Annotated in this window: 17 protein-coding genes and 1 pseudogene; 15 read left to right on the top strand and 3 right to left on the bottom strand. The window is 61.8% G+C overall.

All coding sequences use genetic code 11. From position 1 onward, the window contains the following. Positions 1 to 2: 2 nt before the first annotated feature. Positions 3 to 245 (bottom strand): hypothetical protein, encoded by a 243-nt coding sequence (locus AC0L2L_RS21030; protein ID WP_027168558.1) that lies wholly within the window; start codon positions 243 to 245, stop codon positions 3 to 5. A 187-nt stretch (positions 246 to 432) separates the two neighbouring features. Further along, a complete protein-coding gene (locus AC0L2L_RS21025) occupies positions 433 to 705 on the bottom strand; it encodes a hypothetical protein (protein WP_027168559.1) in 273 nt (90 codons plus the stop codon). Between the two features lie 186 nt (positions 706 to 891). Here AC0L2L_RS21025 and AC0L2L_RS21020 point away from each other — a divergent pair, with 186 nt between their 5' ends. The 9 genes and pseudogenes from AC0L2L_RS21020 (at position 892) to AC0L2L_RS20980 (ending at position 10,335) form a co-directional block, all read left to right on the top strand. Continuing rightward, on the top strand, positions 892 to 1,998 hold the full coding sequence (locus tag AC0L2L_RS21020; protein ID WP_027168560.1) for an NAD-dependent epimerase/dehydratase family protein: 1,107 nt from the start codon (positions 892 to 894) through the stop codon (positions 1,996 to 1,998). After that, positions 1,995 to 3,068: an NAD-dependent epimerase/dehydratase family protein gene (locus tag AC0L2L_RS21015; protein ID WP_036259371.1), complete on the top strand. Its 1,074-nt coding sequence runs from the start codon at positions 1,995 to 1,997 to the stop codon at positions 3,066 to 3,068. The genes AC0L2L_RS21020 and AC0L2L_RS21015 overlap by 4 nt, the downstream gene beginning before the upstream one ends. After that, positions 3,065 to 4,357 (top strand): TIGR04295 family B12-binding domain-containing radical SAM protein, encoded by a 1,293-nt coding sequence (locus AC0L2L_RS21010; protein WP_473580821.1) that lies wholly within the window; start codon positions 3,065 to 3,067, stop codon positions 4,355 to 4,357. Before AC0L2L_RS21015 ends, AC0L2L_RS21010 begins: the two co-directional genes overlap by 4 nt. Before the next feature lie 23 nt (positions 4,358 to 4,380). Further along, positions 4,381 to 5,442 carry a glycosyltransferase family 4 protein gene (locus AC0L2L_RS21005; RefSeq protein ID WP_473580819.1) on the top strand — a complete coding sequence of 354 codons (1,062 nt, stop codon included), beginning with the start codon at positions 4,381 to 4,383 and terminating at the stop codon, positions 5,440 to 5,442. 2 nt (positions 5,443 to 5,444) lie between these two features. Next, positions 5,445 to 6,575, top strand: coding sequence for a CgeB family protein (locus tag AC0L2L_RS21000; RefSeq protein ID WP_027168563.1), 1,131 nt, complete (start codon positions 5,445 to 5,447; stop codon positions 6,573 to 6,575). Beyond that, the gene (locus tag AC0L2L_RS20995) at positions 6,572 to 7,666 is read left to right on the top strand and encodes a CgeB family protein (RefSeq protein WP_473581018.1); all 1,095 of its coding nucleotides are present in this window, start codon (positions 6,572 to 6,574) and stop codon (positions 7,664 to 7,666) included. Before AC0L2L_RS21000 ends, AC0L2L_RS20995 begins: the two co-directional genes overlap by 4 nt. Further along, entirely contained in the window at positions 7,663 to 8,772 is a 1,110-nt protein-coding gene (locus AC0L2L_RS20990) for a CgeB family protein (protein ID WP_473580817.1), read from the top strand. Before AC0L2L_RS20995 ends, AC0L2L_RS20990 begins: the two co-directional genes overlap by 4 nt. 26 nt (positions 8,773 to 8,798) lie before the next feature. After that, positions 8,799 to 9,776: pseudogene (locus AC0L2L_RS20985) on the top strand (UDP-glucuronic acid decarboxylase family protein); the annotation flags it as partial. A 400-nt stretch (positions 9,777 to 10,176) separates the two neighbouring features. Beyond that, positions 10,177 to 10,335 carry a DUF3309 family protein gene (locus AC0L2L_RS20980; protein ID WP_036259377.1) on the top strand — a complete coding sequence of 53 codons (159 nt, stop codon included), beginning with the start codon at positions 10,177 to 10,179 and terminating at the stop codon, positions 10,333 to 10,335. A gap of 207 nt (positions 10,336 to 10,542) precedes the next feature. Here AC0L2L_RS20980 and AC0L2L_RS20975 read toward each other — a convergent pair whose 3' ends face one another. Then, complete coding sequence (locus AC0L2L_RS20975) at positions 10,543 to 10,710, bottom strand: hypothetical protein (protein ID WP_473580815.1); 168 nt, start codon at positions 10,708 to 10,710, stop codon at positions 10,543 to 10,545. A 197-nt stretch (positions 10,711 to 10,907) separates the two neighbouring features. Between AC0L2L_RS20975 and AC0L2L_RS20970 the strand changes: the two genes are divergently transcribed. From AC0L2L_RS20970 to AC0L2L_RS20945, 6 genes are read left to right on the top strand one after another with little or no spacing between them, the layout of a single operon-like run. Next, positions 10,908 to 12,011 carry an inositol-3-phosphate synthase gene (locus tag AC0L2L_RS20970; protein ID WP_473580813.1) on the top strand — a complete coding sequence of 368 codons (1,104 nt, stop codon included), beginning with the start codon at positions 10,908 to 10,910 and terminating at the stop codon, positions 12,009 to 12,011. Next, positions 12,008 to 12,604 carry a histidine phosphatase family protein gene (locus tag AC0L2L_RS20965; protein ID WP_473580811.1) on the top strand — a complete coding sequence of 199 codons (597 nt, stop codon included), beginning with the start codon at positions 12,008 to 12,010 and terminating at the stop codon, positions 12,602 to 12,604. The genes AC0L2L_RS20970 and AC0L2L_RS20965 overlap by 4 nt, the downstream gene beginning before the upstream one ends. A gap of 13 nt (positions 12,605 to 12,617) precedes the next feature. Then, positions 12,618 to 13,718, top strand: coding sequence for a CgeB family protein (locus AC0L2L_RS20960; protein ID WP_473580810.1), 1,101 nt, complete (start codon positions 12,618 to 12,620; stop codon positions 13,716 to 13,718). Continuing rightward, complete coding sequence (locus AC0L2L_RS20955) at positions 13,718 to 14,521, top strand: sugar phosphate nucleotidyltransferase (protein WP_473580808.1); 804 nt, start codon at positions 13,718 to 13,720, stop codon at positions 14,519 to 14,521. The genes AC0L2L_RS20960 and AC0L2L_RS20955 overlap by 1 nt, the downstream gene beginning before the upstream one ends. Before the next feature lie 2 nt (positions 14,522 to 14,523). Further along, positions 14,524 to 15,285 carry a TIGR04290 family methyltransferase gene (locus AC0L2L_RS20950; RefSeq protein WP_473580806.1) on the top strand — a complete coding sequence of 254 codons (762 nt, stop codon included), beginning with the start codon at positions 14,524 to 14,526 and terminating at the stop codon, positions 15,283 to 15,285. Beyond that, positions 15,278 to 16,210, top strand: a complete 933-nt coding sequence (locus AC0L2L_RS20945) for a beta-xylosidase (RefSeq protein WP_473580804.1) — start codon at positions 15,278 to 15,280, stop codon at positions 16,208 to 16,210. Before AC0L2L_RS20950 ends, AC0L2L_RS20945 begins: the two co-directional genes overlap by 8 nt.

Below are 16,210 nucleotides of genomic sequence, written 5' to 3'. Positions count from 1 at the left end.
TGTCACCGGTCGTCACACTCCCCGGCTCCCGGATCTCCCTCGGTCTCGTCATAGATGTGCTCGTGGATGATGCCTAGGATTTGCAGCCTCACCTCCTCGCGCGCTTCCGGCTGGATGAATGGCATAAGGAGATCTACTGTCTCATTGACTCTCTGTGGCAGATCGGCTCCCGGGTCGCTCAGGTAGTTGCCATGGGTATAGATGTTCTCGGCTAGTTTTTTGTTCAGATCGGAAAACAGTCCCATGGCGGCCACTCCGCTTTTCCGCCCGGAACGGCTGAATGCTCAAAATAGTTCCGTCCCACGGCGGCCGCCTCTGGCCAATATCTCGAACCTTGAGCGTCCGGACCCATTTCGGGCGACCGACGGCCGGTCGTGAGGTCCCGCAACGTCGATCCGCTTGCAAAGCAATGGCAGCGATCCCGGCGCGAGCTCAACTCTTCCGGCTGCGCTCGACGAACTTGTTGAAGCGGCTGCTTCCTTTGCTGCCGGCCTCGTCCTGATGGAGAAAGGCAAGATCGTTCTCATCGAATATCCGGAAGAACTCCTCCCACTCGATCGGCTCGAGTGTTTCCTCCGGCTCGCCGAAGTCGATGCGCAATATGCCGCCCTCGCCCTTCGTGCGAACTACGGCGGGATGGCCGTTCCTCTCCTCTACCCATTTACGGATTTCGTCGTGATTGGTGGTCGTCTTCGCCTCGGACATGGCTTTCCCTTTCTCACTGCGGAACTGATGCGGTTCTAACAGCACGCAAAGGGCAATGTTCCAAGCATGGCGGCCCAGCATCCAACTCGCCGTATCCGGCACAGCAGGGGGAACTTTGTTGAAGCAGGGAACAAACCTTTGGTCCCGCAGTTCGGAAGCCCAACGTCAAATCCGCAAGGAGTTCTCGTGAAACGTGTACTGGTTACGGGGGGCTGCGGTTTCATCGGCCGGCATGTCGCCCAGGAACTCGTCGAACATGGCTATGAAGTCCGTATCCTGGACGTGCTCCTGGACCAGGTGCACGGCGGCGAAACCGTCAGCATCCCAGCTGACTCCGAGCTGATAAAGGGCGATGTGCGCGATCGAGGCACAATATCCGCAGCGATTTCGGACATCGACGCCGTCATCCACCTCGCTGCCGAGGTTGGCGTCGGCCAATCCATGTACGAAATCGCCCGCTACGTCGGCACGAACGATCTCGGCACGGCGACCCTGCTCGAGGCGTTGATCAAGAAGCCTGTCGAACGGATTGTCGTCGCGTCGTCGATGAGCATTTACGGCGAAGGCCTCTACGAGACACCGGATGGACGGCGTATGAACGATGCCCGCCGCAGCCCGATCGACGTCAGGGCTGGCCGGTGGGACCTGCTATCGGCCGCGGGCGACATGCTATTGCCTGTGCCCACCGACGAGGAGAAACGGCCCGACCTCGCCTCGATCTACGCGCTGACAAAATATGCGCAGGAGCGCGCGGTGCTGATCTTCGGTCAGGCCTACGATGTAGATGCGGTAGCGCTGCGCCTGTTCAACGTCTTCGGCGCAGGACAGGCGCTCGCCAATCCTTACACCGGCGTGCTCGCCAACTTCGCCTCGCGGCTTGCCAACGGCAAACGGCCGATGATCTTCGAGGACGGCAAGCAAAAGCGCGACTTCGTCCATGTGCGCGACGTGGCCCGCGCTTTCCGGCTGGCTTTGGAGCAGCGCCCGGCCGCCGGTCACGCCATCAATATCGGCAGCGGACGATCCTACACGATCAGCGAGGTCGCCCGCCTGCTTGCCGAGGCGATGGGCGTTCCGAGGCTATCGCCCGAAATCCTCGGCAAGTCGCGCGCGGGCGACATCCGCAACTGCTTCGCCGACATCGCCAAGGCGCGCGAGCTGCTCGGCTTCGAACCCAGCCATCTGCTGGAGAATTCGCTCGGCGAATTCGCAGCCTGGGTTCGCAACAGCGTCGCCGTCGACCGTGGTGCCGACATGAAGCGCGAGCTTGAAGAGCGAGGGCTGGTGTCATGAGACAACCTCATCGCGAACTTCGCAATCAACCTGTAGCGATTGTCGGCGGCAGCGGCTTCATTGGCTCCAATCTCGCCGACAGCTTGTTGTCGGATGGCGAGCCCGTGCTGGTAATCGACAATCTCAGCCGTCCCGGCGTCGAACAGAACCTCCAATGGCTGGCGCAAAAACACGGCAGCCGTCTCAGCGTGGAAACTGTCGACATCCGCGACCAGAATAACCTGGTTTCGGCGTTGGCGCCGGCCAAGGCGATCTTCCATCTGGCTGCGCAGACCGCTGTGACAACGAGCCTGCTCGATCCTACGGAAGATCTCGACATCAATGTCAAGGGCACGTTCAATGTGCTCGAAGCGGCACGTCTGGCGAGCGTACCGGTAGTCTTTGCCAGCACCAACAAGGTCTATGGCAGTTTGCCCCAGATCGCGGTGCGGGAAGCGGACGATCGCTACGAGCCCAGCGACGAAGCCATCCGCGCCAACGGGGTGGACGAGACGATCGGTTTAAATTTCTGCACGCCCTACGGCTGCTCGAAGGGCGCGGCGGACCAATATGTCCTTGACTACGCCAAGTCCTACGACCTGCCGACCGCAGTGCTGCGCATGAGCTGCATCTACGGACCGCGCCAGTTCGGCACCGAAGACCAGGGCTGGGTCGCGCATTTCCTGCTGAGCGCGCTCAGCGGTCGTCCCATCACCGTCTACGGCGACGGCAAGCAGGTGCGCGACATCCTGCATGTGTCCGATGCGGTTGCCGCTTATCGCAACGTGATGGTCAGGATCGCAGACGTCAAGGGACAAGCCTTCAACCTCGGCGGCGGACCGCGCAACGCTGTCAGTCTGCGCACGCTGTTGTCGGAGATCGCCGCAATGACCGGCCGTGAGACTGTGGTCCGGCACGATCTCCAACGCACTGGCGACCAGCCCTTCTTCGTCGCCGATACCCGCAAGATAGAGAGAGCTCTCGGCTGGCGAGCCCATGTCGCGTGGCGCGAAGGTGTCTGCGATCTCGCAGGCTGGCTGCTACGGCACCGTCTCCAGCCGTCCCTCGAAGCCGCGAGACACGTCGCATGAAAGTCGCACTGATCAACCCGCACTGGACATACGAGCACAGCATCTACTTCGGCTGCCGACAGCCCCACCTGCCGCTGGAGCTTGGCTATGCGAAAGCCCTGCTGGAGATGGACGGGCACGACCTGCTGATGCTGGATGGGCAACTGCAGGACCTCGACAATGCCGCGCTTGCCGAGCAGGTGGCGGCTTTCGGGCCGCAGATGACGGTGGTGACGACCGCGCCCACATATCTCTTCTGGCGCTGCGCGCCGCCAGAGCTGCGGGTGCCGGCTGACTTCCTGAAGCATCTCGCCGGGCGCGGGGGTCGCACCGTCGCTGTTGGGCCGCATGGCTCGGCGACGCCAGCCCCTACCCTGCGCAAGCTTGGCGTCGACATCGTCGTGCGCGGCGAGTGCGAGGAAGTCGTGGCGGAGCTTGCCCGTCAAAGCGACTGGAGCGCCGTGTGCCATACGGCTCGGCTTGAAGGCAAGGAATTGATCTCAAACGGTGGAGTGCATGCCAGCCGCTTCGTCGACCACCCGGCGCTCCATTGGCCGTCGGACTGGATCGCTGCCCATGCGCACCATCATCACCGGTTCGACGCGAACCAGATAGGTGCCGGCGCGGAAGTGGAGGCGTCCCGGGGATGCCCCTATAATTGCAGCTTTTGCGCCAAGATCGATTTTCGCGATGCATACAGGCGCAGGAACCATGACGCCGTCGTTGCCGAGATCGACGGGCTGATCGCGCAGGGCGTCGGGTATGTCTATTTTATCGACGAGATATTCCTGCCGCAGAAAGCGCTGCTTGAGGCATTGATCGACCGCGATGTCCAATTCGGCATCCAGACGCGTATCGATCTGTGGAAACCCGAACTGCTGGAATTGCTGGGCGAAGCTGGCTGCGTCTCGATCGAAGCCGGCCTCGAAAGCCTGACTGTCGAAGGCCGCGAGATGCTGGCCAAGCGCTGCCGGCTCGGCACCGAGGAGTTGGCCGCGCTGCTCGTCGACGCCCGCCGTCATGTTCCTTTCGTCCAGGCCAATCTGATCGGCGTGGTCGAGGACGATCCGGCGCTAGTGGATTATTGGCGCAAGCACCTCATCGACAACGGCGTCTGGGCCAACGAGCCGGTGCCGCTCTATCCTTATCCAAGTTCGCCCAGCTACCGCGAGCTGTGGGGCGAACCCGACGATTTCGCCTGGGAGCGTGCGCATGAGCACTACCTCGCCTCGTTCCAAGCATTCAGCGACATCCAGGACCAGCGTCCACGTGCGCTGGCCGAGTTGGAGTTCTCATGCTGCAATCATTGACCCATCCCCCGAGACGTATCCTGATGACCACCGATGCCGTCGGTGGGGTCTGGCGCTATTCGCTCGATCTGGCGCGCGCGCTTGCGACCGGCGGCGACAGCATCATGCTCGCCGGCTTAGGACCTCAGCCTTCGGCGGAGCAGGTCAGGGAGGCGCGATCTTTCGCGACCCTCACCTGGCTTGAAAGCCCGCCTGACTGGATGACACGCGACGAGATCGATCTCGAGCAATTTCCTGGCGAGCTGAAGGCGCTTGCGACCGCTTATGGCGCCGATCTCGTCCACCTCAACGCACCGGCGCAAGCGGCGAAGCTCGATCTGCCCTGCCCTATCGTCGCGGTCTCGCATTCATGCGTCGTGACATGGCTGCATGCGGTGCGCGACCAAGTCGTGGCGGGCGACTGGGCTTGGCAGAAGGATCGCAACAGGGCTGGGTTCGATCGGGCCGGGATGGTCGTCGCGCCTAGTCGAAGCCACGCCGATATGCTCGAGACCTGCTACGGGCCGATTGCGCGCTTGAGCGTCGTCCACAATGGCGCCCTGCCCGGCCCGCCTGTGTCGCGCCGCGAGGCGTTCGTCCTCGCAGCCGCCCGCTGGTGGGACGATGGCAAGAACGCGGCGGTGCTGAATGCCGCGGCTGCGATCACCGAATGGCGGGTCTATGCCGCCGGCCCGCTCGAGGGAGCGGCTGGAGAGAAGGCGTGTCTCGATCATTGCGTCTCGCTCGGCTCGATCGACCATGCCGAGGCGCGTCGGCTTATGGCCAGGGCCAGCATTTTCGTCTCAACGTCGATCTATGAGCCTTTCGGTCTCGCTGCTTTAGAGGCCGGACTCTCGGGCACGCCATTAGTGCTTGCCGATATTGCAACCTATCGCGAGATCTGGGACGGCGCGGCCATTTTCTTCGACACACGTGATCCGCACGCACTCGCAGCATGCATCAACGGCCTCGCCCGCGACGCGGATTTGCGGCGCCAACTCGGTCGGCGCGCCGCTCGGCGTGCGCGTAGATATTCGTTGCAGGCGCAGTCGGCCACGATGCGCGAAATCTACGATCGGGCGGCGACGGCCGTTGCGGGGCACTGACCATGCATTTCGTATTCTATACCCATTCCGTCGTTTCCGACTGGAACCATGGCAATGCGCATTTCCAGCGCGGGATCATGCGCGCGCTCGTCGCGCGCGGGCATCACGTGTTCGCGCTCGAGCCCGCTGACGGGTGGAGCCGTTCGAACCTACTGCGCGAGCAAGGTCCCTTCGCCGTCGAACGTTTCCGGAAGGATTTCCCCGAGCTCGTTCCGGTGACCTATGACGCTTCTTTCGATCATGAGGCATGGGTTGCCGACGCGGATGTGGTGATTGTCCATGAATGGACGGATCCAGACCTCGTCGCCCGCGTTGGGCGGGCCAAGCTCAATAGTGGCAATTTCACGCTTCTGTTCCACGACACACACCACCGCGCAGTATCGTCGACGCAGTCGATTTCGGCGCTCCACCTGGAGCATTTCGACGGCGTGTTGGTTTTTGGCGAGGCATTGCGGGAGAGCTATCTTCGGGCCGGTTGGGGCAAAAGGGCCTTCACTTGGCATGAGGCAGCGGACGATCGTTTGTTCAGGCCGCACCCCGAAATCGAGCCTGTATCGGAGCTGGTCTGGATCGGCAATTGGGGCGATGAAGAACGCAGTGCCGAAATCCAGCAGTTCCTGGTCGATCCGGCACGCGAGCTCGGCCTGTCGGGAACCGTTCACGGCGTACGCTATCCAATGGGAGCACTGGCCGCACTCGCCGATGCCGGCTTGCGCTACGAGGGCTGGATCGCCAATGCCGACGTCCCAAAATCGTTCGCGCAGCATCGTGTCACAGTACACATCCCGCGCCGGCCTTACCGAGAACACCTGCCCGGCATTCCCACGATCCGTATGTTCGAGGCATTGGCCTGCGGCATCCCTCTTGTCTCGGCGCCCTGGTCAGACGTTGAAGGACTGTTCCGTCCCGGCAAGGATTTCCTGTTCGCCCGCGACGGCGCCGAGATGCGGCAGCACCTGCGCGATGTGCTGCATGATGCCGAGCTCGCAAAGGCGCTGGCAGCAGCCGGGTTGGAAACCATTCTAGCGCGCCACACATGCCGGCGTCGCGCGGATGAGTTGTTCGAGATACTCATCGCATGCGGCAATCAACGCGCATTCGAGGGCGCATTAACAAAGGAGGTCGCCGCATGAAAATCGCGTTTTATGGATCCAGTCTGCTGTCGTCCTACTGGAATGGCGCCGCCACCTATTATCGGGGCCTGCTGAAGGCCCTTTCCCGACGCGGTTATGATATCGTTTTCTATGAGCCGGACGCCTTCGACCGGCAGAAACACCGTGATATCGAGCCTCCCGACTGGTGCAACGTCGTCGTCTACGAGGCAACGCCGGATGGGCTGATAGAGGTCGCGTCCCGTGCCGCGCAGGCCGACATCGTCGTCAAGGCAAGCGGCGTCGGCTATGAAGACGAAGCGTTGTTGCGCGCGGTGCTCGACCACGCCCGCAGTGACGCGCTGACGGTGTTCTGGGACGTCGACGCGCCCGCGACACTGGGCGAACTACGGAACGATCCCGACCATCCTCTCCACGACGCGCTGAAAAGAATCGGGCTAGTGCTCACCTATGGCGGCGGCGACCCGGTCGTCTGGGACTACAGAGCATTTGGCGCGGCCGAATGCGTGCCGATCTACAACGCGCTCGATCCCGAAACGCACCATCCCGTCGCAGAAAATCCGCGTTTTGGCTGCGATCTCGCTTTTCTCGGCAATCGCTTGCCGGACCGCGAGGCACGGGTCGAGTCGTTCTTCCTCGAGCCCGCACGTGCCTTGGCCGGCCAAACCTTCCTGCTCGGCGGATCCGGCTGGGGTGACAAGCAGCTGCCGGCGAATGTCTCCTGGCTTGGCCATGTCGGCACCCGAGATCACAACGCTTTCAACGTCACGCCAAAAGCGGTGCTGAACATCAGCCGCGACAGCATGGCCAACAACGGATTTTCGCCCGCCACACGGGTCTTTGAGGCGGCTGGCGCTGGTGCGTGCCTCATCACGGACGCATGGGCCGGCATAGAGATGTTCCTGACGCCCGGGGAAGAAATTCTGGTCGCGCGGGACGGCGCCGATGTCGCCGAGATCACGCGGACGCTCAGGCCACGACGGGCGAAGACGATCGGCGCGGCAGCGCTTCGGCGCGTTCTTGCCGAACATACCTACACGCTGAGAGCTGAATTGGTTGACGCCATCTTCAAGGCGGATTTTGAGCGCCGGACGGTGGAGGCCGCGGAATGACGAAGCCGCTCGATATCGTTTTTCTTGGTCTTTCGTTGTCCTCTTCCTGGGGCAACGGCCACGCAACCACCTTTCGGGGACTGTTGCGAGCGCTCAACACGCTCGGCCATCGCGTCACATTCCTCGAGCGCGACGTGCCCTGGTACGCGCGTCACCGCGACCTGCGCGATCCCGATTTCTGCCGCTTGCGCTATTACGGCACGGTCGACGAACTGTGCCGCAAGCACAAGCGAGTGCTTCAGCGGGCCGATGTCGTGGTGGTCGGTTCCTTCGTACCCGAGGGCAGAGCGATCATCGATGCGCTCGCGTCATTGTGCACCGGACAGTTCTGCTTTTATGACATCGACACGCCGGTGACGCTCGCAAGGGTTGCCGAAGACGATTGCGATTATCTGGCCCGCCGGCAGATTCCCTATTTCGACGTCTATTTCTCCTTCACCGGCGGGCCGACTCTCGAACGCCTGAAGTTCGAATTCGGGGCACGCCGGGCGGAGCCGCTCTACTGCTCCGTCGACCCCGAGTGGCACCACCGAAGCGGAAATGCGATCGAATGGGATCTGGGCTATCTCGGCACCTACAGCCCGGACCGCCAGCAGACCCTGGAAGCACTTCTGCTTGAGCCTGCGCGTCGACTCCCGGATCGGCGCTTCGTCGTGGCGGGATCGCAATATCCTCACGATATCGCCTGGCCCGACAATGTCACGCGGATCGAGCACCTGCCGCCTGCCGAGCATGCCGGTTTCTACAGCCGGCAGCGCTATACGCTTAATGTGACACGCACCTCGATGATCGCGGCCGGATGGTCGCCCAGCGTGCGGCTATTCGAGGCCGCAGCGTGCGGCACGCCGATCATCAGCGACCGCTGGCCCGGCCTCGACAGTTTCTTTCCGACTTCGGCGATCCAGACGGCCGGCAGCGCCGATGATGTGACGGAAATCCTTCTGGCAAAGTCCGACGGGGCACGACTCCGTATGGCCAGACAGGCTCATTCACTGGTCCTGGCAAGACACACCGGAACCGCTCGGGCTCGTGAATTCACGTCCGCACTGACGCAGTCAAGACAGATACGTCCGGTGCTCGACCTGGGCGTTGAGAGTGCGGCATGACAGGCAGACTACAGGAGAACACACAGATGCGGCGTTCAAGAAAGGCCCAACGGACACGGACGGTGCTTGTCGCCGGCGGCGCTGGTTTCCTCGGTTCGCACCTATGCGAAGCCCTGTTTCGCAATGACTATCGCGTGATCTGTGTCGACAACTTTCTCACCGGCCGAATAGAAAACGTCACGTCGCTCATCGGCCAATCGCGGTTTCGGCTGATCGAGCAGGATATCTGTAATCCGCTTGAGCTCGGCGAGCCGGTCGATCGTATTTTCAACTTGGCATGCGCGGCATCGCCGCCCCGCTACCAAGCCGATCCCGTCCACACGACGCGCACCTGCGTAATCGGAACGCTCAATCTGCTCGAGCTTGCCGTTCGCGACGGTGCACGATTCCTGCAGGCATCGACGAGCGAAATCTATGGCGATCCCGAACAACATCCACAGCGAGAAGACTATCTCGGCCATGTGAACTGCACCGGCCCGCGTGCCTGCTACGACGAAGGGAAGCGCACCGCAGAGACGCTTTGCTTCGACTATCTGCGAGCCGACATGGCCGATGTCCGGGTCGCGCGCATCTTTAACACTTACGGCCCCAGGATGGATCCCGCCGACGGGCGAATCGTCTCAAACCTGGTCATGCAAGCACTGGAAAAGCGGCCGCTGACGATATTCGGCGATGGCCGACAGACCCGATCCTTCTGCTACGTCACCGATCTGGTCGAAGGACTGTTGCGGCTCATGGACATCGAGCCCAATCCGCGCCAGCCGATCAACCTTGGCAACCCCGGAGAATTCACCATCCTCGATCTGGCAGGCCTGGTGAGGGAACTGACGGGCACCAGATCGCCCGTGAAATTCCTACCTTTGCCGGAAGACGACCCTCGCCGGCGGCGCCCCGACATAGCTCGTGCGCGATCCCTTCTTGGCTGGTCGCCCAAAGTGCCTCTCAGGCAAGGTCTGCTGCAGACGGTCGTTTATTTCTCCGACCTTGGCAACGGCGCAACAGAGCCGGTTGCTGCGACAAACGGGTCAGGTGCAAATGGATTTGCACCTGGCGCCCGCGATAATCCGGATGCAACCCGCGTTCTTTACGCCGAAGGGGAACATCCGACAGAGATTCTGGTTGGGTCCGACAACCCCCGGCACGGAGAACGCAGTCGTGCAGTCGAAGCGATCAGCCAAGGACATCGAGCAGATGGCGGCCGCGCAAACCGCCGACTTCCTGCGACGATCGTCCATCACGTATCTCGAATGTTGCGTCAGCCTGATGATGACGCATCTCCAACGCGAAGAGGTCGCCAGCATCCTCGAGCAGGAAGCTGACATGTTGCGCAGGCTGGACTGAGCCTTGAGCCTCAGATGAGGCAGCCCAATGGCAGGTCCTAGCATCACTTGAAGAGGAACAGATATGAGCCTCGGCACTATCCTGATCGTAATTCTGATCCTGCTGCTAATCGGCGCGATACCGGCCTGGCCATATTCGTCGGGCTGGGGCTATGGGCCATCGGGCATTGTCGGCGTCATTCTTGTCATCCTGATTATCTTGGCGCTCATGGGCCGGGTTTGAGGCCAGACTGGAAGGGATGAGCCATTCCGTCCGCAGACACGGTGAAATGACATCCGGTCGCGCCGATCGTGCAAGCCGGTTCGACAGCAGAGATCGACAGTCATCCTGCAGGTGTCAATCCCGAACGGAACTCACGCTGCCATCAAGTTTTTTCTTCGCGGAAGATCCGCTCCCGATCCAAAGCGCAGCAAGGATCAACGCGGCCGCCTAATAAAACGTGCTGGCGCCCACCCACATGATCAGGCCGCCGAGTTGCTGGTCTTCAATCGCTGTCAGGCCCCATGGCGGCGCTGCCATGTCGCACCTTGCGCGCAGTTCCTCGTCGCCCAGATCGGAGTCACGGACCTCGCGACGCTCTTCGATCGAAAGACTCATTGCAAGTTCTCAGACACAGAAGCTCGAGATATCGGCCATAGCGTGTTGCGATCGGTTCCATGTGCTGGCCGTCTGCGAAGCAATCATGCCGATCCTCCTGTTGGACTTCGCAATTTTTCCGGCTTTCAAGGAACATTCCTGCTCTGTCCCAGTTCGGCGACGTGGACGGTTCCTTCAACAGCAGAGGCGGCAGTTTCGTGACATCGAAAAAGGTTCGCATCGGCATCGTCGGCGTCGGCAATTGCGCGTCCTCCCTCGTGCAAGGCCTAACCTACTATCGCCAGGCAAAAAGCAACGAGCCCATTCCGGGGCTGATGCATGCCGATCTCGGCGGCTATCATGTCGACGACATCGACGTCGTTTGCGCTTTCGACGTCGCCAAGGCCAAGGTGGGGCGCGACGTGGCTGAAGCAATTTACAGCGCTCCGAACAACACCTTTCGATTTGCCGACGTGACCCCGATTGGCGTGCGCGTGGAACGCGGGCCGACGCTCGACGGCATCGGCAAATATCTGCGCGACGAGATCGAGGAAGCGGACGAGCCGGTCGCCGACGTGACCGCAGCCCTACGGGAAAGCGGAGCCCAGGTGCTGGTATCCTATTTGCCGGTCGGCTCCGAAGCGGCCACCCACTTCTATGCCGAACGCGCCCTGGAAGCCGGATGCGCGTTCGTCAATTGCATACCGGTCTTCATTGCGTCGCGGCCAGAATGGCGGCGACGTTTTGAAGAGCGAGGCCTGCCCCTTGTCGGCGACGACATCAAGAGCCAGGTGGGCGCGACCATTGTTCACCGGCTGCTCGCCAATCTTTTCCGGGAACGTGGCGTGCGTATCGACCGCACCTACCAACTCAACTTCGGCGGCAACACGGATTTCCTAAACATGCTGGAGCGGGAGCGGCTGGAATCGAAAAAGATCTCCAAGACGCAATCGGTCACCAGCCAGATTGACGTTCCGCTTGAACCTGGCAACATCCATGTCGGACCAAGCGATCATGTGCCTTGGCTGACCGATCGAAAATGGGCCTATATCCGCGTCGAAGGAACGACTTTTGGCGGCGTGCCACTGAATGCCGAGCTCAAGCTGGAAGTCTGGGACTCGCCCAACTCCGCCGGCGTGGTGATCGACGCCGTGCGCTGCGCCAAGCTCGCCCTCGATCGCGGCATTGCGGGGGCGCTCACTGGGCCTTGCAGTTACTTCATGAAGTCGCCGCCGGAACAGTTCACGGACGCTGAAGCTCGCCTGCGGACGCTCGCTTTCATTGCCGGCAGGGACGAGCCGATGCTCGACGCCGCGGAATGACCACGACCTTCTTCCTCGTCCGGCATGCGGCGCATGACGACGTCGGCCACTGCCTGGCCGGCCGCCTGAAGGACATCGACCTCGGGACCGCGGGCCGCTCACAGGCGCAGGATCTGGCCCAACGCCTGGCGAGGGAGCCGCTTGCCGCGATCTTGAGCAGTCCACGCAAGCGCACGTTGGAGACCGCGAAACCCATCGCCATGTCATGCGGCGTGAAGCATATTTCGATCCGCCAGGAATTGGACGAAATTGATTTCGGTGCATGGTCCGGCAAGACATTCGAAGAGCTGAATGGCGATGCCGCCTGGCGAATGTGGAATGACCAGCGACAGAGCGCCCGCACGCCGGGCGGCGAGACCATGCAGGACACGCAGGAGCGGATTATCGGGCTGATGGATGCGTTGCGCCAACAGAAGCCAAATCGACATGTCGCGCTTATCAGCCACGCGGACGTCATCAAGGCTGCGGTGTGCAAGGTCCTCGGCCTTCAGCTCGGCGAGTCTTTCCGTTTCGACATTGAGCCCGCCTCGATCACCACCATCGTTCATGGCGACTGGGGCTCCAAGCTCATTCGCCTGAACGAAGTCGCCTGACGGGAGCTGCCCGATGCGCATGGTCATCTTCGGCCTCACTGTCACTTCCTCCTGGGGAAACGGACATGCCACGCTCTGGCGCGGGCTGATACGAGCGCTGGCGCCACTCGGCTGGCGTATCAGCTTCTTCGAGCGCGACATGCCCTATTACGCCGGTGCAAGGGACCTCGACCATCTCGATGGCGGCGACGTGGTGCTCTATGCCGGTTGGGACGAAATCGCCCAGGCCGCAGCGGTCGCCGTCCGGGAAGCTGACGCTGTCATTGTGACCTCCTACTGCCCGGATGCTATTCAAGCCTCACGCCTCGCGCGAGAAAGCTGTGCCGGGCTGAAAGTGTTCTATGATTTGGATACCGCGGTGACGCTGGCACGCATCGAACAGGGCGATCAGCCAGCCTATTTCGGTCCGGAAGGACTTCGCGATTTCGACCTGGTGCTGAGCTATACCGGCGGCCCGGCGCTTGATGCACTCAAGACCATGTTGGGCGCGCGTCTCGTCCTGCCGCTCTACGGCCATGTGGATCCCGGCCATCATCGGCCGTCGCAGCCTCGGGCCGAATTTGCCGGCGATCTGTCCTATCTCGGCACCTATGCCGACGATCGGCAAATCGGCGTCGAGAAATTGCTTGTCGCGCCGGCGGTCCGGATGCCCGAGCGCCGCTTTGTCATCGGCGGCGCACAATACCCGCAGGATTTTCCGTGGAGTGACAACATCTTCTTCGTCAGGCATCTGCCGCCCGCCGACCATTCGGCCTTCTTCTGCTCGTCACGCCTGACCTTGAATGTCACCCGCGAGGCGATGGCACGTAAGGGCTGGTGCCCCTCGGGCCGATTGTTCGAAGCGGCAGCCTGCGGCGCCGCGATCATTTCAGATGACTGGCCAGGCCTGGAAACCTTCTTCGAACCTGGCAAGGAGATACTACTTGCGCATTCCACGGAAGACGTGGTCGCAGCCCTGGGTTTATCGGACAGCGAGATCGGAGCGCTGGGCCGTAGAGCCCGCGAACGCGTGCTCGACGAACACACATCAGCTCGCCGCGCCGCGGAACTGGATCGGATCCTGAACGAGGCGGCCCGGGCGGCAGCCAGCGAACAGATGAAGGAAGCCGTCTGATGTTGGGCATCGTGCCTGCCGCAGGGCGCGGCAGCCGCATTCAACCGCTGGGCTTTTCCAAGGAGTTGCTGCCAGTGGGCAGCCGGATGGATGGGCAAACCGAGCGCCCCTGCGCGGTCAGCGAATATCTGGTGCGCCGAATGGTGCGCAATGGCGTCGACAGGATCTGCTTCATCATCGGGTCGGGCAAGTCGGACATCCTCGAATATTATGCCGCCGGCTATGGCAGCGCCGCCGCCATCTTCGTGGCCCAGCCTTCCCCGGTCGGCCTTTGTGACGCGATCTTCCGCGCTGCGCCTCTCGTCGTGCCGGAAGAAACGGTGCTGATCGGTCTGCCGGATACGATCTGGTTTCCCGAGGACGGCTTCTGCCATCTTCCGGACGACCGTCTGTCATTCCTGCTGTTTCCTGTGGACCGGCCGGAACTTTTCGACGCTGTGGTCGTCGATCAGGATGGCCGCGTCGAGCAGATCCAGGTCAAGCAGCGGGACGCGGCCACGGATTGGGTCTGGGGAGCATTCAAGATGCCAGGCCGCATCTTTCATCGGCTCGCGGGGCTCTGGCGCGAGCGGGATGGCTGCGATGAATATTTCGGCACGCTGGTCAACGCCTACCTGGCCGCCGGAGGTGAAGCCTGGGGTGTCAAGGCGGGCCTGGCCTATGTCGATGTCGGCACGTTCAACGGCTACCGCACGGCACTGCGGCTGCTCGAAAACAACGAAACGTCGGAAGACGAAAGCACGCCGAGGTTCATGCCGCCGAGCAGCTCCCAGGTACCATACCTGCCAGGCGAAGGAGGCTGACGATGCTGCATTCCGACGCGGAAATTCGCCGTCGAATAGATGCGCTGGGGCCGTGGTTCCACAACATGGAATTGGCGGGCGTTCAGACTGCTCCCGACCATTTCCTCGGCAACTATCCTTTGGTCAAATGGCAGAAGTTCGCCGATGCGATCCCGGCCGATCTTTCAGGCAAGTCGGTGCTCGACATCGGCTGCAACGCCGGCTTCTATTCCATCGAAATGAAGAAGCGGGGCGCCGATCGCGTGCTCGGCATAGATTTCGACGTAGCTTATCTGACTCAGGCGCGTTTCGCCGCCGAAATCGCCGGCTGCGACATCGAATTTCGCGAGCTGTCGGTCTATGACGTCGGCGCCCTCGGCGAGACTTTCGACATCGTGCTCTTCATGGGCGTGCTCTATCACCTGCGCCACCCGTTGCTGGCGCTCGACCTGATCCGCCAGCACGTTGCGCGGGATCTGGTAATCTTCCAGTCGATGCAACGCGGCAGCAGCGACGTCCCCGCGCTGGAACAGAACTACCATTTCTGGACCCACGATCTGTTCAATCGACCTGAGTTTCCGAAACTGCACTTCATCGAACACCGCTATGCGGACGATCCGACCAACTGGTGGATTCCGAATCGCAGCTGTATCGAAGCCATGCTGCGCAGTTCCGGTTTCGAGATCCTGCTCCACCCGGAAGACGAGGTCTATTTCTGCCGTGCATCCGGTGAGCCAGCTGGCGGAGGTGCGGTCTACCCTGCGAAAGGAAAAAACGATGATTGAAGCTGCGATGATCTGGAACGAGCCCAACAACAAGTCGCATTGGGACCCCGAACTCGATCCGGACTGGAGCCGCTTCGCGAACATGACCATCCTGGCTGCCGATGCGATCAGTCTCGAAAACCCGGCGATCACCCGGGTGCTCGGTGGCATTTCGCCGATCGACGCCGGCTTCATGTCATTGATGAAGGGGTACGGCGTGCTCGATCGTGTCGACGCCGTTGCGGTGCATGGCTTCCCGCTCGACTGGAATCTTTGGCAAATGCATGAATGGCCGCAAAAGCTCGCCGAGATTGCGGAAATCACCGATCTGCCGATCTGGATCAGCGAAGCCGGCGTGTCGAGCTTCGGCGCCGAGGAGGTCCAGGTCTGGGGTCTGCGACGAACGGCGGAGCTGCTGCTTGGCCGGGCACCCCGCGTCCAATGGTACAGCCTCTACGATTTGCCGCACGCCTGGGGAGCGACCACGCGGCATCGCGAGGTGGAAGGCTCCTCCTATTACCGTCATTTCTACATGGGCCTGCTGCGCGAGGATGGCACGCCCAAGCCGGCCTTAGAGGAGTTCCTACGCCACACTCCGCAGATGGGATTGGTCCAGTGGTTCCATTTCGAGGACCACCGGCTGGACGACGCCGTCGCCTGGATGAAGCGGTTGGGCGTCACAAATCTGCGCACGGGTCTTTCCTGGGCCGACAGTTTCAGACCGAGCGCCCTCGATTGGTTCGACCGCCAGATGGAAGCCCTGGCAGATTTCGACGTCACCGTCACTTTTTGCTTCACGCCCGAACACCGAGGCATGCAGCCTCACCATACAAGCCCGCCACAAGTGCCCGAAGAATTCGCCGAATTCTGCGCCAGCATGATGCGCCGCTACGCACCTGGCGTGCGCAGCGACGCGGTGCCGATGCGGCGGGTCTCGGCCGCATGA

Source organism: Mesorhizobium sp. WSM4832 (assembly GCF_055811115.1).
The sequence above is the reverse complement of the archived record's forward strand: the minus strand, read 5'-3'. Positions and strand labels throughout refer to the sequence as shown.

Coding starts and splice junctions, on each gene's coding strand:
- AC0L2L_RS20965 (WP_473580811.1), top strand. CDS start 12,008: ATGACCACGACCTTCTTCCTCGTCCGGCATGCGGCGCATGACGACGTC.
- AC0L2L_RS20990 (WP_473580817.1), top strand. CDS start 7,663: ATGACGAAGCCGCTCGATATCGTTTTTCTTGGTCTTTCGTTGTCCTCT.
- AC0L2L_RS21015 (WP_036259371.1), top strand. CDS start 1,995: ATGAGACAACCTCATCGCGAACTTCGCAATCAACCTGTAGCGATTGTC.
- AC0L2L_RS20980 (WP_036259377.1), top strand. CDS start 10,177: ATGAGCCTCGGCACTATCCTGATCGTAATTCTGATCCTGCTGCTAATC.
- AC0L2L_RS21025 (WP_027168559.1), bottom strand. CDS start 705: ATGTCCGAGGCGAAGACGACCACCAATCACGACGAAATCCGTAAATGG.
- AC0L2L_RS20995 (WP_473581018.1), top strand. CDS start 6,572: ATGAAAATCGCGTTTTATGGATCCAGTCTGCTGTCGTCCTACTGGAAT.
- AC0L2L_RS20960 (WP_473580810.1), top strand. CDS start 12,618: ATGCGCATGGTCATCTTCGGCCTCACTGTCACTTCCTCCTGGGGAAAC.
- AC0L2L_RS21005 (WP_473580819.1), top strand. CDS start 4,381: ATGACCACCGATGCCGTCGGTGGGGTCTGGCGCTATTCGCTCGATCTG.
- AC0L2L_RS20955 (WP_473580808.1), top strand. CDS start 13,718: ATGTTGGGCATCGTGCCTGCCGCAGGGCGCGGCAGCCGCATTCAACCG.
- AC0L2L_RS20975 (WP_473580815.1), bottom strand. CDS start 10,710: ATGAGTCTTTCGATCGAAGAGCGTCGCGAGGTCCGTGACTCCGATCTG.
- AC0L2L_RS20950 (WP_473580806.1), top strand. CDS start 14,524: ATGCTGCATTCCGACGCGGAAATTCGCCGTCGAATAGATGCGCTGGGG.
- AC0L2L_RS21030 (WP_027168558.1), bottom strand. CDS start 245: ATGGGACTGTTTTCCGATCTGAACAAAAAACTAGCCGAGAACATCTAT.
- AC0L2L_RS20945 (WP_473580804.1), top strand. CDS start 15,278: ATGATTGAAGCTGCGATGATCTGGAACGAGCCCAACAACAAGTCGCAT.
- AC0L2L_RS21010 (WP_473580821.1), top strand. CDS start 3,065: ATGAAAGTCGCACTGATCAACCCGCACTGGACATACGAGCACAGCATC.
- AC0L2L_RS21000 (WP_027168563.1), top strand. CDS start 5,445: ATGCATTTCGTATTCTATACCCATTCCGTCGTTTCCGACTGGAACCAT.